The sequence below is a fragment of the Cupriavidus sp. FW216-B1 genome (assembly GCF_058789195.1).
Map to the genome: position 1 here is coordinate 549,696 of NZ_JBYTEL010000001.1, position 14,497 is coordinate 564,192.

Consider the following 14,497-nt stretch of genomic DNA (forward strand, 5'->3'; position numbering starts at 1 on the left):
GTTGGGGCATCAGCGCCGCCGCAGCCGGTCCAGGCGCAGGCGGTGCCGCTCGTCGGTCAGGCGCCGCGCCGCCAGCGTGGCGGCCAGGACCGCGCCCAGCATGCTGCCGCCGGCGAGCAGGAACATCAGCAGGATCTGGTAGCGCGCGGCGGCGAGCGGGTCCATGCCGGCGAGTATCTGCCCGGTCATGATGCCGGGCATGGTGATGATGCCGGCCGCGGCCATCGTATTCAAGGTGGGCAGCAGGCCGCTTTTCACCGCCTGGCGCACGATGGGTCCCAGCGCGGCGCGGCGGTCGTCGCCCAGCGCCAGGCGCGCGTCGATGGCGGCGCGCTGGTGCCAGGCCGCGGTGAAGGCGCCGTCGAGCGCCAGGCTGGCCGCGTTCATCGCGTTGCCGAGCACGATGCCGGCCAGCGGGATGGCGTGGCGGGCATCGTACCAGGGCGACGGGCGCAGCGCGGTGGTCAGCGCCAGCACCGTCACCGCCAGGGTGGGCACGCTCACCGCCGCGGTGCCGATCAGCGCCTGCCACGGGCCGGCCAGGCGCCGCTCCTGGCGGCTGCCGGCCTCGCGCGCGGCGGCCGCGATCATGGCGGCCACCACCAGCGCGGTGACGAGCGGCGACGACCATGCGAACACCGCGCGCAGCACCAGGCCGACCAGCAGCAGTTGCACGATCATGCGCGCGGCCGTCCACAGCAGCGCGCGGTGCACGCCGAGCGAGAGCGCCAGCGAGGCGCCGGCGCCGGCCAGCACCAGCAGGCTGGCGATGGCGAGGTCGTAGAGCGACAGCGGAATCGGCGTCATGCGGGCAGCGCCTCCAGGCCGGCGGCGCCCAGGCGGTAGTGGCGGTTGCCCAGGCGCGCGGCCTGCTCCGGGTTGTGCGAGACCACCAGCAGGCCGAGCCCCAGCTGCTGGCGCGTGCGCAGCAGCGCCTCCACCGCCAGCGTGCTGTCGCGGTCCAGCGCCGAGGTCGGCTCGTCGAGCAGCAGGAAGCGCGGGCGGCGCACCAGCGCGCGCACCAGCGCCAGGCGCTGGCGCTCGCCGGTGGACAACTGGCCGACCGGCGCGCGCAGGATGTCGGCCGGCAGCCGCAGCGGGGCCAGCATCGCCGTGGCGGCGGGCACGTCCTCCATGTGTTCCAGCACGTGGTCGCTCCACCAGCCGGACTCGGCCGCCACGTACATGACCTGGCGGCGCCAGGCCGGGCCGCCGAAGCGCTCGCGCGGCATGTCGCCGAGGCTCACCTGGCCCTGGCTGGGGTCGAGGTCGGCGATCATGCGCAACAACAGGCTCTTGCCCGTGCCGGAGGCGCCGGAGACGATCGCGCACGTGCCCGGCGCCACGCACAGGCTGAACGGGCCGCGGCCCGCGCCGCTCACGGCGCGCACGCGCAGGCTGGCCGGGCCGGCGAGGTCGGAGAGGCCGGCGAGCGGGGCGCGGGCGGGCATGGGCGTCAGCGTGGGAGCGGCGTCGGTGTCTGTCATCGGTAGGGCCATCCGCGCGCGGGTGGCGCGCGGTCGCGCCGCCGGCGGGCGGCCAGGATGGTGGCGGGCAACGCCGCAAGGATAGGGCATGGCGGCTTAAGGAAGAATTAAGAGGCGCCGGCGCGGCGGCGGCACTGGGTTCGGGCGTGCCGGCGGCGGTATCGGTGTTTTTAGTAGTTGACTAGATTTTTCATAGGGATAAAATTTAATTCACAAACATGAAAAACAGCATGCCGGACCCGGCCCGCCCGCCAAGCGCGCGGCAGCGGCCCGGCTGGCAAGGAGACCATCGATGGCCGCAGCACCGGCGCCCGCCTATTTCGTCCGCACCGAGGAGGTCGCGGGCTATCACCCCGCCAACCACGTCGGCACCCTGAACCGCCGCATCATCGGCCGCGAGAACGTGGGCGCCACGCAGCTGGAGGTCATCCACGGCACCATCGAGCGCGGCAAGGGCGCCTTGCCGCACGCGCACCCGGGCATCGAGCAGGTCTGCTACGTGCTGGAGGGGCGGGCGCGCGCCGAGGTCAACGGCCAGTCGCGCGAGCTGGGCCCGGGCGACTGCTGCTTCTTCCCGGCCGACGCCATGCACGTGTTCACCGTGATCAGCGACGAGCCGGTCAAGCTGCTGGTGATCTATGCCCCGCCGTACGAGGAATCGCCGCAGCGCGTGATCCGTCCGGCGTGAGCCCCGGCGCGCCCTCGCGGCCTTGATGGCCGCAAGGGTGCACCTAGGCCGGCTTGGTCAAGGACACCAACGACAAGGACAAGACCGCGCCGTGAGCGCGGCGGCCCATCATCAACAGCCGGCGCGACCAGGACAGCCGGCGGCAACAGGAGACAAGACACATGGCAATGCTTACCACGCTGCGGCGCGCGGCGCTTTCCTTCCCATCGCTGGTGCTGGCGTCGCTGGCGCTGGCCGCGCCGCTCGCCACCGCCGCGGATGCCTATCCCAGCAAGCCGATCCGGATGGTGGTGCCGTTCGCGGCCGGCAGCGGCACCGACGCGGTGGCGCGCATCACCGCCAAGGAGCTCGGCGACGCGCTCCGGCAGAACGTGGTGGTGGACAACCGCCCGGGCGCCAACGGCGCGATCGCCGCCGAGATCGTGGCGCAGGCGGCGCCGGACGGCTACACGCTGTTCATGACCACCAACACCACGCATTCGGCCAATCCGTCGTTGATGAAGAAGTTGCCGTACGACCCGATCCGCGACTTCACGCCGGTGGCGCGCATGGGCAACCTGCCGTTCATGCTGGTCATCAACCCGAAGCTGCCGGTGAAGACGGTGCCGGAGCTGATCGCCTATGCGCGCACGCACCCGGGCATGTCCTACGCCAGCGGCAACAGCACCGGCATCGTCTCGGGCGCCACCTTCGCGCGGCTGACCGGGCTGGACCTGCTGCACGTGCCGTACAAGAGCACGCCGCCGGCCATGACCGACGTGATCGCCGGGCAGGTGCCGATGATGTTCGTCGACGTGGCCGCCGGCATCGCCAACGTCAAGGCCGGCAAGCTGCGCGCGCTGGCGGTGACCACCGCGCAGCGCAGCCGCCTGTTGCCGGACCTGCCGCCGCTGGCGGACGCGCCAGAACTCAAGGGATTCGACATCACCTCGTGGAACGGCGTGTTCGCGCCCGCGCACGCGCCGGCCGAGGTGGTGGACAAGCTCAACCAGGCGCTGTCGCGCATCGCCGCGAGCAAGGAGGTGGCGCCGCGCTTCGAGGCGCTGGGCTTCGAGGCATTCGGGCAGTCGCCCAAGCAGTTCTCCGGCTTCGTCGCGGGAGAGCTGGTCAAGTGGACCAAGCTGGTCAAGGACGCCGGCATCCAGCCGGAATGAGGCAGGCATGAACTTTGAAAGAACCCCGGAGCAGCGCGCCATCGTCGAGGCGGTGACGCAATTGTGCGGCGACTTCGGCGCCGACTACTGGTCGGCGCTGGACGAGCAGGGCCGGTTTCCCGAGGCCTTCCACCAGGCAATGGCCAGGGCCGGCTGGCTCGGCATCGCCATGCCGGAGGCCTATGGCGGCGCCGGACTCGGCATCACCGAGGCGGCGCTGATCATGCAGGCGGTGTCGCGGTCGGGCGCCGGTTTCTCGGGCGCCTCGGCCATCCACATGAACGTGTTCGGGCTCAACCCGGTGGTGGTGTTCGGCAGCGCGCGCCAGCAGCAGGCCGCCTTGCCGCCGCTGATCGCCGGCGCCGAGAAGGCGTGCTTCGCCGTGACCGAGCCGGACGCCGGGCTCGACACCACGCACCTCAAGACCCAGGCCGTGCTGTCGGCCGACGGCACGCACTACCGCGTCGACGGCCGCAAGATCTGGATCTCCACCGCGCAGGTGGCCGACCGCATGCTGCTGCTGGCGCGCACCACGCCGCTGGACCAGGTGGCCAAGCCCACGCAGGGCCTGAGCCTGTTCTACACGGCGCTGGACCGCCGGCACGTCGAAGTGCGCGAGATCCACAAGATGGGCCGCGCCGCGGTGGACTCCAACATGCTGTTCATCGACGGGCTGCGGGTGCCGGTCGAAGACCGCATCGGCGAGGAAGGGCGCGGCTTCGAGTACATCCTGCACGGCCTCAATCCCGAGCGCATCCTGATCGCGGCCGAGGCCGTCGGGCTGGGCCGCGCGGCGCTGGAGGCGGCCACGCGCTACGCGAAGGAGCGCACCGTGTTCGGCCGCCCGATCGGGCAGAACCAGGGCATCCAGCATCCGCTCGCGCAGGCGTGGATGGCGCTGGAAGCGGCGGACATGATGGTGTGGAAGGCCGCGTGGCTATACGACCAGGGCAAGCCGTGCGGCGCCGAGGCCAATACCGCCAAGTACCTCGCCGCCGAAGCCGCGCACCAGGCCTGCCAGACCGCGGTGCTCACGCTGGGCGGCATGGGCTACGCGCGCGAGTATCAGGTGGAGCGCTACCTGCGCGAGTCGTATATTCCGCGCATCGCGCCGGTCAGCGCCCAACTGATCATGTGCCATATCGCCGAGCGCGTGCTGGGGCTGCCCAAGTCGTACTGACCGCGCCGGGCAGGGCGACTCTTTAGCGGTTGCCTCACAATCCCGTCTCCGGGGCCGCCATTCTTTCAGCGATGAAAATAATGAAAAACGCGCCGCCGTCGCCGGCGGCGCGTTGCGTGTCGTGCCCTGCGTCGGGTTCCAGGTCCCGCAAGCTACAGGCGGCCCATCAGCACGAGGATCACCACGATCAGCACGACCAGGCCGAGACCGCCGCTGGGGTAATAGCCCCAGCCGGTGCTGTACGGCCACGCCGGCAGCGCGCCGATCAGCAGCAGGATGAGAATGATGAGCAGGATCGTGCCGATGGCCATGATGGGCTCCTTTCCGGTTGGATGTCTGCGCCGGGCGGGCTTACTTGCCCAGCTCGTGGCCGATGACGGCGCCGCCCACGGCACCGCCGATGGTGGCCGCCGTATTGCCGTGGGAGAGTTCGTGCCCCGCCACGCCGCCGGCCACCGCGCCCGTGGCGGTGCAGCCGTTCAGGCCGATCAGCAGGGCCGCGCCCGCGGCGAGCGCGCTTGCGAGTCTCAACATGGTGGTCTCCTACATGCCTGGTTGGTGCCTTCCTGGTGATGGGCGCGGCGCGCAGGACGCACCCGCCATGCTTCGAGGATAGCCCCGCAGGGCGCCGCGCCCTGCGGGGCGGGCGCTGATATGGCTGTAGGAATCGGACGACGCCGCGGGTGCGGCGCCGCCGGCGCGGGAGGCGCGCGAAGGAGGGAGGGGACTGAGGGGGCTTAGCGCAGCCGCTTGATCAGCGACGAGGTGTCGGCGCGGCCGCAGCCGTCCTGCTGCAGGTCGGCGTAGAACTGGTCGATCACGGCCGTGACCGGCAGGCTGGCGCCGTTGCGGCGCGCCTCGTCCAGGCACAGGCCGAGGTCCTTGCGCATCCAGTCCACCGCGAAGCCGAAATCGAACTTGTTCTCGATCATGGTCGGGCCGCGGTTTTCCAGTTGCCACGAGCCGGCGGCGCCCTTGCTGATGACGTCCAGCACCACCTTCATGTCCAGCCCGGCGCGCTCGCCGAAGGCGATGGCTTCGGACAGCCCCTGCAGCAGGCCGGCGATGCAGATCTGGTTGACCATCTTGGCCAACTGGCCGGCGCCGCTGTCGCCGATGCGGGTGACGGCGCGCGCGTAGGCGCCCAGCACGGGTTCGACGCGCTCGTACACGGCCGGGTCGGCGCCGCACATGATGGTGAGGATGCCCTTCTGCGCGCCCACTTCGCCGCCGGAGACCGGCGCGTCGACGAAATGCAGGCCGCGCTGCGCGGCGGCGGCGGCGAGTTCGCGCGCCACGTTGGCGCTGGCGGTGGTGTGGTCGACGAACACGCAGCCGGCCGGCGCTTCGGCGAAGGCGCCGTCGGCGCCGGTCATCACCGCGCGCAGGTCGTCGTCATTGCCCACGCAGGCGCAGACCACTTCGGCATCGCGCGCGGCCAGCGCCGGGGTCGCGGCCGACTTTCCGCCGAACTCGGCGACCCAGCGCTCGGCCTTGCTGGCCGTGCGGTTGTAGACCGTGACCTGGTGGCCCTTGGCGGCGAGATGGCCCGCCATGTGATAGCCCATGACGCCGAGGCCGATAAATGCAACACGCATGACTGGAAAGCTCCGAGACCGGCAGGCCGACGTTGCGCGCCTGCGCGTGGTGCGGTGCGGCCGTGGCGGCCGGCACGCGCATGAAGAACCGGGCGGCAAGCCCGCCGAAGCAGCGAATGCTGCCATTCTTGCACTGCAACGTCAACCGCGCCGGCGCAGGCGTGCTGCTGACGGTCCGCCCGGCTTCGCGGGGCGCCGCGCCGGCCTCGATGAACGTGCGCGCGCGCATGCCGCCGCGGCGCCGATGCCGATGGTGGGACGGCGCTCACAAGCCCGCGCGGCGAGGTTTCCCGCGCGCGGCGCCGGTGCCTATGCTTAAGGCGTAGTACGGCAAGCCGCGCCCGCACCGACGCGGCGGCGGCATGCCGATGCCTGGCGCGGGCATTGCGCGCTGGCGGTTGTGCAGGAGGGTGTATGAGAACGCTGGGCTTGCTGTTGGCCACCTCGGTGGCGATGGCGTTGCCGCTGCGCGCGGGCGCGGCGGGTTGTCAATATGACATGCAGTGCAAGGGCGAGCGGATCTGTCAGCAGGGACAGTGCGTCGCGCCCGACGACGACACGGACGGGGACCAGGCCCGTCCGCCAGCGTCCCGATCCGCCCAGGTGCCACCCGCCACCGCGACCCCCGCCTCGGCCCGCGCTAGCCGGAGCGCGCCGCCGGCCGCCGACGATCCGCTGTTCTGCTGCACCGTGGCCGGCAAGCTCCGGCCATACGGCAGCCTGCCCGCCGACACCGCCGTGGGCGGCGCCTGCCAGGGCGCGACCAACTCGGGCAAGCCGGTGCCGGGGACCGCCTGCCATTGAGCGCCATCGGGAACGAAGCATGCTTCGCGCGACCGCCGGCGGTACAAGTCAGGTGGCACCCGCCGCGCAGCGACACCGGCCTCGTCCTCTCGGCAGCGCCGCTCAGGCCGGCGCCGCGCCGTCGCCGGCAGGGGCCGGCAGCAGCGGCGCGGCGCCGGGCAGGCAGGCGGTGACCCATTGCGTCATCGCCTCGCCCACGGCCGGCAGCGAGGTGCCTTCGGGCAGGAAGTCGCGGCCCATCACGCAGAACTGGAAGGGGTCGCCGCCGGTCATGAAGGCGAACTGCTGCTGCACGCCTTGCGCCCATTGCTGGTGGGCCGCATGGAGGATCTCGTTGAGGCTGGTGACATAGGCGGCAATGCGCTGCCCGATCACGTCGGTCATCTCCGGCCGGAACATACCGAACGAGAATGGCCGCGCCGCGGTTTCGGCCGCGTACTCCGCGCCTTCGGCGAACAGCGCCGCCGCCGTCTGCGCGTTCAGCGCGCCGATCTTCTCCGCCGCCTGCGCCCACATGTCCGAGAGGCCCAGCAGCGGGCCGCGGTACGACAGTTCCGCCTCGACGGCAGCGGAGCGAGAGGGTTGCGCCATGAATGTCTCCGGGAATGCGACAAGCGGCGCCCGGAAGGATTCCCGGGGCGGCATGGTGGCCTGCTGCGCCGCAGCATCGTTGCTAGTCAGCATAGGCGGATTCGACCCGGAGTCAAGACGTGAAACGCGCCGGCGCGCGCGCAGCGGCCGTCACACGGGGTGGCGCCGGCGGGACGGCTGGCGGTGCCGCGGAGGTTGCCGGCGCCAGCGCTAGTAAGGCTCGCGCGTTTCCGGCACGGGCTGCGGCTGGGGCCGCGGCGACGGCGCCTGCGGCGCGCTGGTGCCCGCCGGCGCCGCCGCGGGCGCGGCGTCCCACGCGCTGCGCAGCGGCGGGCGCGCCAGGTTGGCCTGCCAGGCGCGCCGGATGACCTGCGCGATCTGGTTGTAGGCCTCCTTGGAAATCACGTTCTCCTCGCGCATGGCTTCCAGCGAGCGCTCGCCCTTGCGCAGCGCGAACAGCATCAGCAGGCGTTTTTCCAGCGCCAGCGTGTAGCCGCCGAACTGCGTGCGCATCTCGTCCAGGCCGGCCAGCACCGCCTTGTTCCGTTCGGCCAGCACGCCGTCCAGCACCGTCGCCAGGCGCACGCCGAACACCGGCGTGAGCAACGAGCGGTTGTACTGGCGCAGGCGCTCGAGCACGGTCTGGCGGCATACCAGCAGCTCGAAGCGGTCGGCCAGCGCGCGCGCCAGCGGGCGGTCGACCGACAGGCGGCGGTGCAGGAACAACGCGATGCGGTAGCCCAGCTGGTAGTCGAGGATATGGCGGGCGGCGCGGTTGTAGCCGAGGCGGCCCTGCTCGCGCGCGGCGTCGATCATGCGCGTGGTGTTGCGCACCATCGCGTCGAGGTTGGCGACCGAGATCACGCCGTCGCCGTATTCGGGGATCAGCTCGCGCTCGCGCGTGGCCAGCGTGACCAGGCCGATGCTGAGGCGGTCGCGCTCGGACAGCGCGGTGTCGAAGTCGAACTCCACCGAGCCGAGCTCGATCTCGCGCCGGTAGTGCAGCGCCACCTCGCGCGCCGCCGCGGGCGGCAGCACGAAGGTCTCGGCGATATGGTTGAGCGTGGTCTCCACCTCCTCGGTGGAGAGCTGGATGGCCTGGCGCTGCAGCGCCAGGTCCTGCGGCGAGAGCCGGTCGAGGCCGAGCTGGTGGATCAGCCAGCGCAGCGTGGTGCCGTTGAGCAGCAGGCTGACCAGCACGAAGCCGGTGGCCAGGATGGCGATGAAATGGCGCGATGCGTAGGGCAGCGACGCGTTCTCGGCGATGTCCAGCGCCAGCACCAGCGTGACGGCGCCGCGCAGCCCGCCCCAGGCGATGGCCAGCTTGTAGGCGCCGTTGATGGGCGTGCTGAGATTGAGCCAGGACAGCAGCGGCAGCAGGCCGAACAGCGTCAGCAGGCGCGCGGCCAGCGCCGCCAGCACCAGCACGGCCAGCATCAGGCCGTGGTGCGGCGTCACGCCGGCCAGCAGCGACGGCACCCGCACCGCCGCCAGCAGGAAGACGATGGCCCCGGCGATGCCGGCGAACTGCTCCCAGATCATGCGCAGGTGGCCCCAGTTGCGCGGGCTCAGGCGGGTCGGCCCGAGCGCGCTGACCATCAGGCCGGCGCACACCACCGCCACCACGCCGGACACGCCCAGCATCTGCTCGGCCAGCAGGTAGAGCGGGTAGGGCAGCGCCAGCGTGAGCGCGCCCTCGGCCATCGCCAGCCCGGCCAGGCGCGGCAGCAGGTCGGCCACCAGCCGCCCGGCCACGGCGCCGCACAGCACGCCGCCGGCGAAGGACCAGCCGAGCTGGCGCAGGCCGGCGGCGAGCGTGGCCTCGGTGCCGTGGCCGGTCAGCATGGCCACCAGCACGCCGGCGATGGCGATGGCGGCCGCGTCGTTGAGCAGGCTCTCGCCCTCGACCAGCCGGATCAGCCGGGCCGGCGCGCCCACGTCGCGGAAGATGGCGATCACCGCGGCCGGGTCGGTGGTGGCGACCACCGCGCCGAGCAGCAGGCACACCACCAGGCTGGTGCCGCTGGCCAGCGAAGTGACCAGCCCGATCACGCCGGTGGCCACGATCACCGCGACGATGGCCAGCAGCAGCACGGGCGCGGCGTCCGGCAGCATGTTGCGCACGTCGGCCGTCAGCGCGGCGTGGAACAGCAGCGGCGGCAGGAAGATCCACAGGTAGGCCTCGGGCGGCAGCGCCGGGTCGATCAGCGGATGGAGGAAATGCTGGGCGAACTGCGGCGCGGCGGCGTCGATGGCCACGTAGCCCGCGCCGATGGCGATGCCGATGGCCGAGAGCAGCGTGGACTCCGGCAGCGTCAGCCTGGCCGCGGCGACCTGCACCACGGCCACGATGGCCAGCAGCGCGCCGGCCAGGATCAGCACGTCGACGACGATGTTCAAGCGCGCCTCCGTACCGCGGCGGCGGCCGAGCGCGCCCGCGGCGCGGGTGTCGCGGCGCCAATGGAGGCGGACATGGCCGCGCCGGCGGCACGGGCAAGGGGTACGGCGGGGATTGTGGCTGGAGATGTCACTGCGGGTTCCTCGGGCGGCTGCCGGTTCAGACCATACCGCGAATTGCCGCGCACATTCAAGCGCCGCGCGGCCCCGGCGCGCGTCAGTTCGCCTCGCGCACGCCGCCGCCGGCCTGCGCCAGGTGCTCGCGCAGCACGGCCACCAGCGCGGCCGCGGCCGGCGACAGGCTGCGGTTGCGCGGCGTCACCAGGCCGATCGAGCGCTCGGTGACGGGCTCGGTCAGCAGCCGCTCGACGATGCCGGGCTGGCGCACCGTGCCCGCGGCGATCTCCGGCAGCGCGGCCACGCCGAAGCCGCACTCGACCATCGCCGCGATGGTGGCCAGGTGCTCGGCCTCGAAGCCGGGCTGGAAGCGGATGCGGTTCTGCAGGAAGGCCCACTCGGCGTACTGGCGCACGCTGCTGGGATGGGTCATCGAGACATGCTCGGCGTCGAGCGTGTCGGCCCAGCGCAGCGGCCCGGCGCCTTGCGCCAGCGCGTGGCCGGCCGGGATCAGCAGCACGAAGCGGTCCGACATCATCGGCTCGTAGTGCAGGTCGGCCTGCTGCGGGTCGGCGGCGGTCAGCGCGAAGTCCACCTCGCCCGCGCGCACCAGGTCGAAGGCGGGGCCGGACAGCGTGTCGCAGACCTTGAGCGCCACCGCCGGGTGGCCGCGCCGGAAGGCCATCAGCACGCGCGGCAGCAGGCGCGCCGCGAGCGAGGGCAGGGCCGCCACGGCAACCTGGCCGCGCTCGGCGCTGGCGATGCCGCCGACCGCGTCGATGGCATCGCGGAAAGCGGCCTGCAGCACGGCGGCCTGCTGCTGGAAGACCTCGCCCGCGGCGGTGAGCCGCACCGTGCGGGTGGTGCGGTCGAACAGGCGCACGCCGAGCGCTTCCTCGATGCGCAGGATCTGCGTGGACAGCGCCGACTGCGACAGGTACAACTGGGCCGCGGCCTGGCGGAAGTTGAGGGTGCGGCCGAGCACCAGCGTGGTCTCGATGTCGCGCATCGACAGGTTGATTTTCATGCGATTGATCTCGTTTGTAGATCAGTTTATCCGTAAATACTGATTCATCAATCAAAGCGCCTTGTCTACACTTGGCGGTCCGATTCGGAACGCTGGCGGACAACCCCAGCGGATACCGCCAGCCACAAAACGCCAGCCACGACAGACAAGGATTCCCTCCCATGCCGGACACCCCCGCAACTTCCCCGCTCGCCGCGCCCGGCAAGGCCCACGCCGTGGTGGCCGGCGGCGGCACGATGGGTGCCGACGTGGCCGTGGTGCTGGCGCGCGCGCATTGCCGCGTCACCGTGGTGGAGCCCGACGCCGGGCGCGCCGCGGCGGTGTCGGCCCGGGTCGGCGCCAACCTGGCCGCGATCGGGCCGCATGCCGAGGCCGGCATGGCCGGGCTGGCCGTGGCGGCGTCGCCCGAGGCCATCGACTGGCGCGCGGTGGACCTGGTGATCGAGTGCATTCCCGAGCGCCTCGACCTCAAGCGCGCGCTGTTCGCCGACCTCGTGCGGCGGGCGCGCCCGGACGCCGTGCTGGCCAGCAACAGCTCCAGCTTTCCGATCAGCGCCATCGGTGAGGGACTGGCCACGCGCGAGCGCATGTTCGGCCTGCATTTCTTCATGCCGGCGCACCTGGTGCCGCTGGTGGAAGTGGTGATGGGCGACGACAGCGACGAAGCCGGCGCCGACGCGTTGATCGCCTTCATGCGCCGCTGCGGCATGGTGCCGGTCAAGGTCAGGAAGGACCTGCCCGGCTTCCTGGCCAACCGGCTCCAGCACGCGCTGTCGCGCGAGGCCTTCGACCTGATCGACCGCGGCATTGCCTCGCCCGAGGACGTGGACGCGGCGGTGCGCTTCGGTTTCGGCTTCCGCTTCCTGGCCGCGGGCCCGGTCCTGCAGCGCGACCATGCCGGCATCGACGTGCACGCCGCCGCGGGCGCCACCATGTACCCCACGTTCTGCAACGCCGCCGAGCCGGCGCGCTGCCTGAGCGAGCGCGCCGCGGACGGCCGCCACGGCATGAAGGCCGGCGAAGGTTTCTACCCGTGGACGCCGCAGTCGATCGCGGCCGAGCGGCAGCGCTATGACCGGCTGCTGCGCGCGGGGCTGGACCTGATCGCGCCCGAACTGCCGAAGATCGAACCCTGAGCCGCAGCCACGTTCCCCACGCTCCCCACACCATCCCTACCGAAGCCACATGACCGGACAAGCCCTGCTGGCGGATTCGCCGCTGATCATCACCGTCGCGCCCAACGGCGCCTACAAGACCGCCGCCGACCACCCGGCCGTGCCGCTGACCGCCGCGGCCCTGGCGGCCGAGGCGCGCGCCTGCCTGGATGCGGGCGCCGCCATGATGCACATGCACGTGCGCCAGCCCGATGGCCGCCACTCGCTCGACGCTCAGCTTTACCGCGAGGCGCTCGCCGCGGTGAAGCAGGCGGTGGGAGACCGGTTGCTGGTGCAGGTGACGAGCGAGGCCGCCGGCATCTACCGCGCCGCCGAGCAGATCGCGATGGTGCGCGAACTGCGGCCCGAGGCGGTGTCCATCGGCCTGCGCGAGATCGCCGTGCCGGACATCCCCGAGGCCGAGCTGGCCGCCTTCCTGGCGTGGCTCGCGCGCGAGCGCGTGATGACGCAGATCATCCTGTACGACGCCGCTGACGTGGCGCGCTGGCAAGCGCTGCGCGCCCGGGGGCTGGTGCCGCCGGGCGCGTGGTCGGTGCTGTTCGTGCTGGGCCGGTACGCGGCCGGGCAGGTCTCGTCGCCGCGCGACCTGCTGCCGTTCCTGCAGGTGTTCGATGGCTCGCTGCCGTGGGCGATCTGCGCCTTCGGGCAGGAGGAGCATGCCTGCGTGACTACCGCGGCGGCGTTCGGCGGGCATGTGCGCGTGGGTTTCGAGAACAACCTGAAATTGCGCGACGGCAGCATCGCGTCGGGCAACGCGGCGCTGGTCCGGCAGGCCGCGGAAGGGGCGCGGGCGCTGGGTCGCCCGCTGGCCTCGGCCGCCGAGGCGCGCGGCCTCTACGGCGCGATCCGCTGAGCCGGGCCGCTCGCCCCGCGTGGGCGCCGGCTTCAGGCGCCGTCGGTGAACGGATCGCGCGGGCCGTTGCGGGAAGCGTCGACGTAGACGTCGCGCGGGCTGATGTTGCCGCCGCCGTCGGTGTACGGGTCGCGCGGGCCGTGCGGGTTGGCGCTCTGCGAGACCATGTCGGCACGCTGCGCGGTGGCGGCGCCGTCGAGGTAAGGGTCCACGCTGCGCGGCGCGGCGCTGGCGAGGCCGGCGGCGCCGGCCAGCGTGGCGGCGGTGGCGGTGAGCAGAAGGGCTTGCCTGAGCTTGAGAGTACGCATCGTTGTTCTCCTTGGGATTTGCCGATCGCCATCGATCGACCACGGAAGCGAGTCTAGGAACGGCGCGCCCACGACAACATGACTCCGGCATGACAATGCTGTCATGCATCAATGGCCGCCCGCGATACGCATCGCGTTTTTCCCGCAGCTTCGCGCAACGCCCGTCTTCCGGCATTCCGGATTCGCGTACTGGCCGGCATCTTCGCTCAAGGGCGCGGCAAGGCGACCGGCCTTCCGCGCAACTGTGTCGAAAATGTGCCAAAAATCTCGTAAGTTCTTAATGATTGGCGGAAACGCACAATCCGGCTATGCTTGGCCGATTGTCGGGCTTTGCGCACCCCCGCAAGGCGCCCCGGGAGGCAGGGCGCCGGCATGGCGGCAGCCGGACCATGACCGTGATCGTGACGGACAGACCAAAAACCATAAGGCCCCGGCGGACGCCGGAAAGGCCCCGAACATGACGCTTTATCAGATCAAACCTAAATTCCAGGCGCTGCTGCGGCCGCTGGTGAAGCGCCTTGCCGCGCGCGGCGTGACCGCCAACCAGGTCACGCTCGCGGCCGCCGGCGGCTCGCTGGTGGTGGGCGCGCTGACGGCGGCGCTGGCGTGGCTGCCGGCGGTGTTCCTGCTGATGCCGCTGTGGCTGTTCCTGCGCATGGGCCTCAATGCCATCGACGGCATGCTGGCGCGCGAGCATGGCCAGCAAAGCGTGCTCGGCGCCTATCTCAACGAACTCGGCGACATCGTTTCCGATCTGGCGCTGATCCTGCCGTTCGCTGCCGTGGCGCCCTTCGGCGCCGGCGAGGTGGTCGGCTTCGCGCTGCTGGCGGTGGTGGTCGAATGCGCGGGGCTGATCGGGCCGCTGGCCGGCGCCAGCCGCCGCTACGACGGCCCTCTCGGCAAGAGCGACCGCGCGCTGGTGCTCGGCGCGCTCGGCCTGTGGATCGGGCTGGGCCTGGGCGTGGCGCCGGCGGCCCACTGGCTGTGGGGGCTGCTTTCGCTGCTGTCCGTCGCGACCATCGTCAACCGGGTGCGCCACGGCGTGGAGGAGGCCGGGCAGGCCCGCCGCGCCGCCACGCCGCCGCCCGCGGAACCGTCTTCGCAACCCGTGGAGTAAA

The 14,497-nt window shown here is 71.9% G+C and carries 16 protein-coding genes; 7 read left to right on the forward strand and 9 right to left on the reverse strand.

What is annotated here, in order from left to right; genetic code table 11:
- Nucleotides 1–9: 9 nt before the first annotated feature.
- Both AC3WXD_RS02310 and AC3WXD_RS02315 read right to left on the reverse strand, forming a co-directional pair.
- Nucleotides 10–807, reverse strand: a complete 798-nt coding sequence (locus AC3WXD_RS02310) for an ABC transporter permease (protein ID WP_020204834.1) — start codon at nucleotides 805–807, stop codon at nucleotides 10–12.
- Nucleotides 804–1,487: an ABC transporter ATP-binding protein gene (locus tag AC3WXD_RS02315; protein WP_492322943.1), complete on the reverse strand. Its 684-nt coding sequence runs from the start codon at nucleotides 1,485–1,487 to the stop codon at nucleotides 804–806. Before AC3WXD_RS02315 ends, AC3WXD_RS02310 begins: the two co-directional genes overlap by 4 nt.
- Nucleotides 1,488–1,779: 292 nt before the next feature.
- Between AC3WXD_RS02315 and AC3WXD_RS02320 the strand changes: the two genes are divergently transcribed.
- The 3 genes from AC3WXD_RS02320 to AC3WXD_RS02330 all read left to right on the forward strand — a co-directional run bounded on the left by AC3WXD_RS02320 (nucleotide 1,780) and on the right by AC3WXD_RS02330 (nucleotide 4,509).
- Entirely contained in the window at nucleotides 1,780–2,175 is a 396-nt protein-coding gene (locus AC3WXD_RS02320) for a cupin domain-containing protein (protein ID WP_020204836.1), read from the forward strand.
- Between the two features lie 161 nt (nucleotides 2,176–2,336).
- Complete coding sequence (locus AC3WXD_RS02325) at nucleotides 2,337–3,329, forward strand: tripartite tricarboxylate transporter substrate binding protein (RefSeq protein WP_492322944.1); 993 nt, start codon at nucleotides 2,337–2,339, stop codon at nucleotides 3,327–3,329.
- Nucleotides 3,330–3,336: 7 nt separating this feature from the next.
- Nucleotides 3,337–4,509 (forward strand): acyl-CoA dehydrogenase family protein, encoded by a 1,173-nt coding sequence (locus AC3WXD_RS02330; RefSeq protein ID WP_059411799.1) that lies wholly within the window; start codon nucleotides 3,337–3,339, stop codon nucleotides 4,507–4,509.
- Nucleotides 4,510–4,661: 152 nt separating this feature from the next.
- On the opposite strand, the gene AC3WXD_RS02335 is transcribed toward AC3WXD_RS02330, so the two are convergent.
- The 3 genes from AC3WXD_RS02335 to AC3WXD_RS02345 form a co-directional block, all read right to left on the reverse strand.
- Nucleotides 4,662–4,820 carry a DUF3309 family protein gene (locus AC3WXD_RS02335; protein WP_020204840.1) on the reverse strand — a complete coding sequence of 53 codons (159 nt, stop codon included), beginning with the start codon at nucleotides 4,818–4,820 and terminating at the stop codon, nucleotides 4,662–4,664.
- Nucleotides 4,821–4,860: 40 nt separating this feature from the next.
- Nucleotides 4,861–5,043 (reverse strand): glycine zipper 2TM domain-containing protein, encoded by a 183-nt coding sequence (locus tag AC3WXD_RS02340; protein ID WP_020204841.1) that lies wholly within the window; start codon nucleotides 5,041–5,043, stop codon nucleotides 4,861–4,863.
- A 203-nt stretch (nucleotides 5,044–5,246) separates the two neighbouring features.
- Nucleotides 5,247–6,107 (reverse strand): NAD(P)-dependent oxidoreductase, encoded by an 861-nt coding sequence (locus AC3WXD_RS02345; RefSeq protein ID WP_492322945.1) that lies wholly within the window; start codon nucleotides 6,105–6,107, stop codon nucleotides 5,247–5,249.
- A gap of 414 nt (nucleotides 6,108–6,521) precedes the next feature.
- On the opposite strand from AC3WXD_RS02345, the gene AC3WXD_RS02350 reads away from it, so the two are divergent.
- Entirely contained in the window at nucleotides 6,522–6,911 is a 390-nt protein-coding gene (locus AC3WXD_RS02350; RefSeq protein WP_020204843.1) for a hypothetical protein, read from the forward strand.
- Between the two features lie 102 nt (nucleotides 6,912–7,013).
- On the opposite strand, the gene AC3WXD_RS02355 is transcribed toward AC3WXD_RS02350, so the two are convergent.
- The 3 genes from AC3WXD_RS02355 to AC3WXD_RS02365 all read right to left on the reverse strand — a co-directional run bounded on the left by AC3WXD_RS02355 (nucleotide 7,014) and on the right by AC3WXD_RS02365 (nucleotide 11,043).
- Entirely contained in the window at nucleotides 7,014–7,502 is a 489-nt protein-coding gene (locus tag AC3WXD_RS02355; RefSeq protein ID WP_020204844.1) for a hypothetical protein, read from the reverse strand.
- A 210-nt stretch (nucleotides 7,503–7,712) separates the two neighbouring features.
- Nucleotides 7,713–9,902: a cation:proton antiporter gene (locus AC3WXD_RS02360; RefSeq protein WP_020204845.1), complete on the reverse strand. Its 2,190-nt coding sequence runs from the start codon at nucleotides 9,900–9,902 to the stop codon at nucleotides 7,713–7,715.
- 214 nt (nucleotides 9,903–10,116) lie between these two features.
- Entirely contained in the window at nucleotides 10,117–11,043 is a 927-nt protein-coding gene (locus tag AC3WXD_RS02365; protein WP_020204846.1) for a LysR family transcriptional regulator, read from the reverse strand.
- Between the two features lie 161 nt (nucleotides 11,044–11,204).
- Here AC3WXD_RS02365 and AC3WXD_RS02370 point away from each other — a divergent pair, with 161 nt between their 5' ends.
- On the forward strand, nucleotides 11,205–12,179 hold the full coding sequence (locus tag AC3WXD_RS02370; protein WP_454733173.1) for a 3-hydroxyacyl-CoA dehydrogenase family protein: 975 nt from the start codon (nucleotides 11,205–11,207) through the stop codon (nucleotides 12,177–12,179).
- A gap of 49 nt (nucleotides 12,180–12,228) precedes the next feature.
- Nucleotides 12,229–13,071: a beta-keto acid cleavage family enzyme gene (locus tag AC3WXD_RS02375; RefSeq protein WP_454733174.1), complete on the forward strand. Its 843-nt coding sequence runs from the start codon at nucleotides 12,229–12,231 to the stop codon at nucleotides 13,069–13,071.
- Nucleotides 13,072–13,103: 32 nt separating this feature from the next.
- Here the strand turns inward: AC3WXD_RS02375 and AC3WXD_RS02380 are convergent, their stop codons facing one another.
- The gene (locus tag AC3WXD_RS02380; RefSeq protein ID WP_059411793.1) at nucleotides 13,104–13,379 is read right to left on the reverse strand and encodes a hypothetical protein; all 276 of its coding nucleotides are present in this window, start codon (nucleotides 13,377–13,379) and stop codon (nucleotides 13,104–13,106) included.
- A 457-nt stretch (nucleotides 13,380–13,836) separates the two neighbouring features.
- Here AC3WXD_RS02380 and AC3WXD_RS02385 point away from each other — a divergent pair, with 457 nt between their 5' ends.
- Nucleotides 13,837–14,496, forward strand: coding sequence for a CDP-alcohol phosphatidyltransferase family protein (locus tag AC3WXD_RS02385; RefSeq protein ID WP_059411792.1), 660 nt, complete (start codon nucleotides 13,837–13,839; stop codon nucleotides 14,494–14,496).
- The last annotated feature ends 1 nt before the right edge of the window (nucleotide 14,497 follow it).

Excerpts from the sequence above, each read along its gene's own strand:
- AC3WXD_RS02325 (WP_492322944.1), top strand. The coding sequence starts at position 2,337 with ATGGCAATGCTTACCACGCTGCGGCGCGCGGCGCTTTCCTTCCCATCG.
- AC3WXD_RS02345 (WP_492322945.1), bottom strand. The coding sequence starts at position 6,107 with ATGCGTGTTGCATTTATCGGCCTCGGCGTCATGGGCTATCACATGGCG.
- AC3WXD_RS02380 (WP_059411793.1), bottom strand. The coding sequence starts at position 13,379 with ATGCGTACTCTCAAGCTCAGGCAAGCCCTTCTGCTCACCGCCACCGCC.
- AC3WXD_RS02365 (WP_020204846.1), bottom strand. The coding sequence starts at position 11,043 with ATGAAAATCAACCTGTCGATGCGCGACATCGAGACCACGCTGGTGCTC.
- AC3WXD_RS02355 (WP_020204844.1), bottom strand. The coding sequence starts at position 7,502 with ATGGCGCAACCCTCTCGCTCCGCTGCCGTCGAGGCGGAACTGTCGTAC.
- AC3WXD_RS02385 (WP_059411792.1), top strand. The coding sequence starts at position 13,837 with ATGACGCTTTATCAGATCAAACCTAAATTCCAGGCGCTGCTGCGGCCG.
- AC3WXD_RS02370 (WP_454733173.1), top strand. The coding sequence starts at position 11,205 with ATGCCGGACACCCCCGCAACTTCCCCGCTCGCCGCGCCCGGCAAGGCC.
- AC3WXD_RS02320 (WP_020204836.1), top strand. The coding sequence starts at position 1,780 with ATGGCCGCAGCACCGGCGCCCGCCTATTTCGTCCGCACCGAGGAGGTC.
- AC3WXD_RS02350 (WP_020204843.1), top strand. The coding sequence starts at position 6,522 with ATGAGAACGCTGGGCTTGCTGTTGGCCACCTCGGTGGCGATGGCGTTG.
- AC3WXD_RS02375 (WP_454733174.1), top strand. The coding sequence starts at position 12,229 with ATGACCGGACAAGCCCTGCTGGCGGATTCGCCGCTGATCATCACCGTC.
- AC3WXD_RS02330 (WP_059411799.1), top strand. The coding sequence starts at position 3,337 with ATGAACTTTGAAAGAACCCCGGAGCAGCGCGCCATCGTCGAGGCGGTG.
- AC3WXD_RS02340 (WP_020204841.1), bottom strand. The coding sequence starts at position 5,043 with ATGTTGAGACTCGCAAGCGCGCTCGCCGCGGGCGCGGCCCTGCTGATC.
- AC3WXD_RS02310 (WP_020204834.1), bottom strand. The coding sequence starts at position 807 with ATGACGCCGATTCCGCTGTCGCTCTACGACCTCGCCATCGCCAGCCTG.
- AC3WXD_RS02335 (WP_020204840.1), bottom strand. The coding sequence starts at position 4,820 with ATGGCCATCGGCACGATCCTGCTCATCATTCTCATCCTGCTGCTGATC.
- AC3WXD_RS02315 (WP_492322943.1), bottom strand. The coding sequence starts at position 1,487 with ATGACAGACACCGACGCCGCTCCCACGCTGACGCCCATGCCCGCCCGC.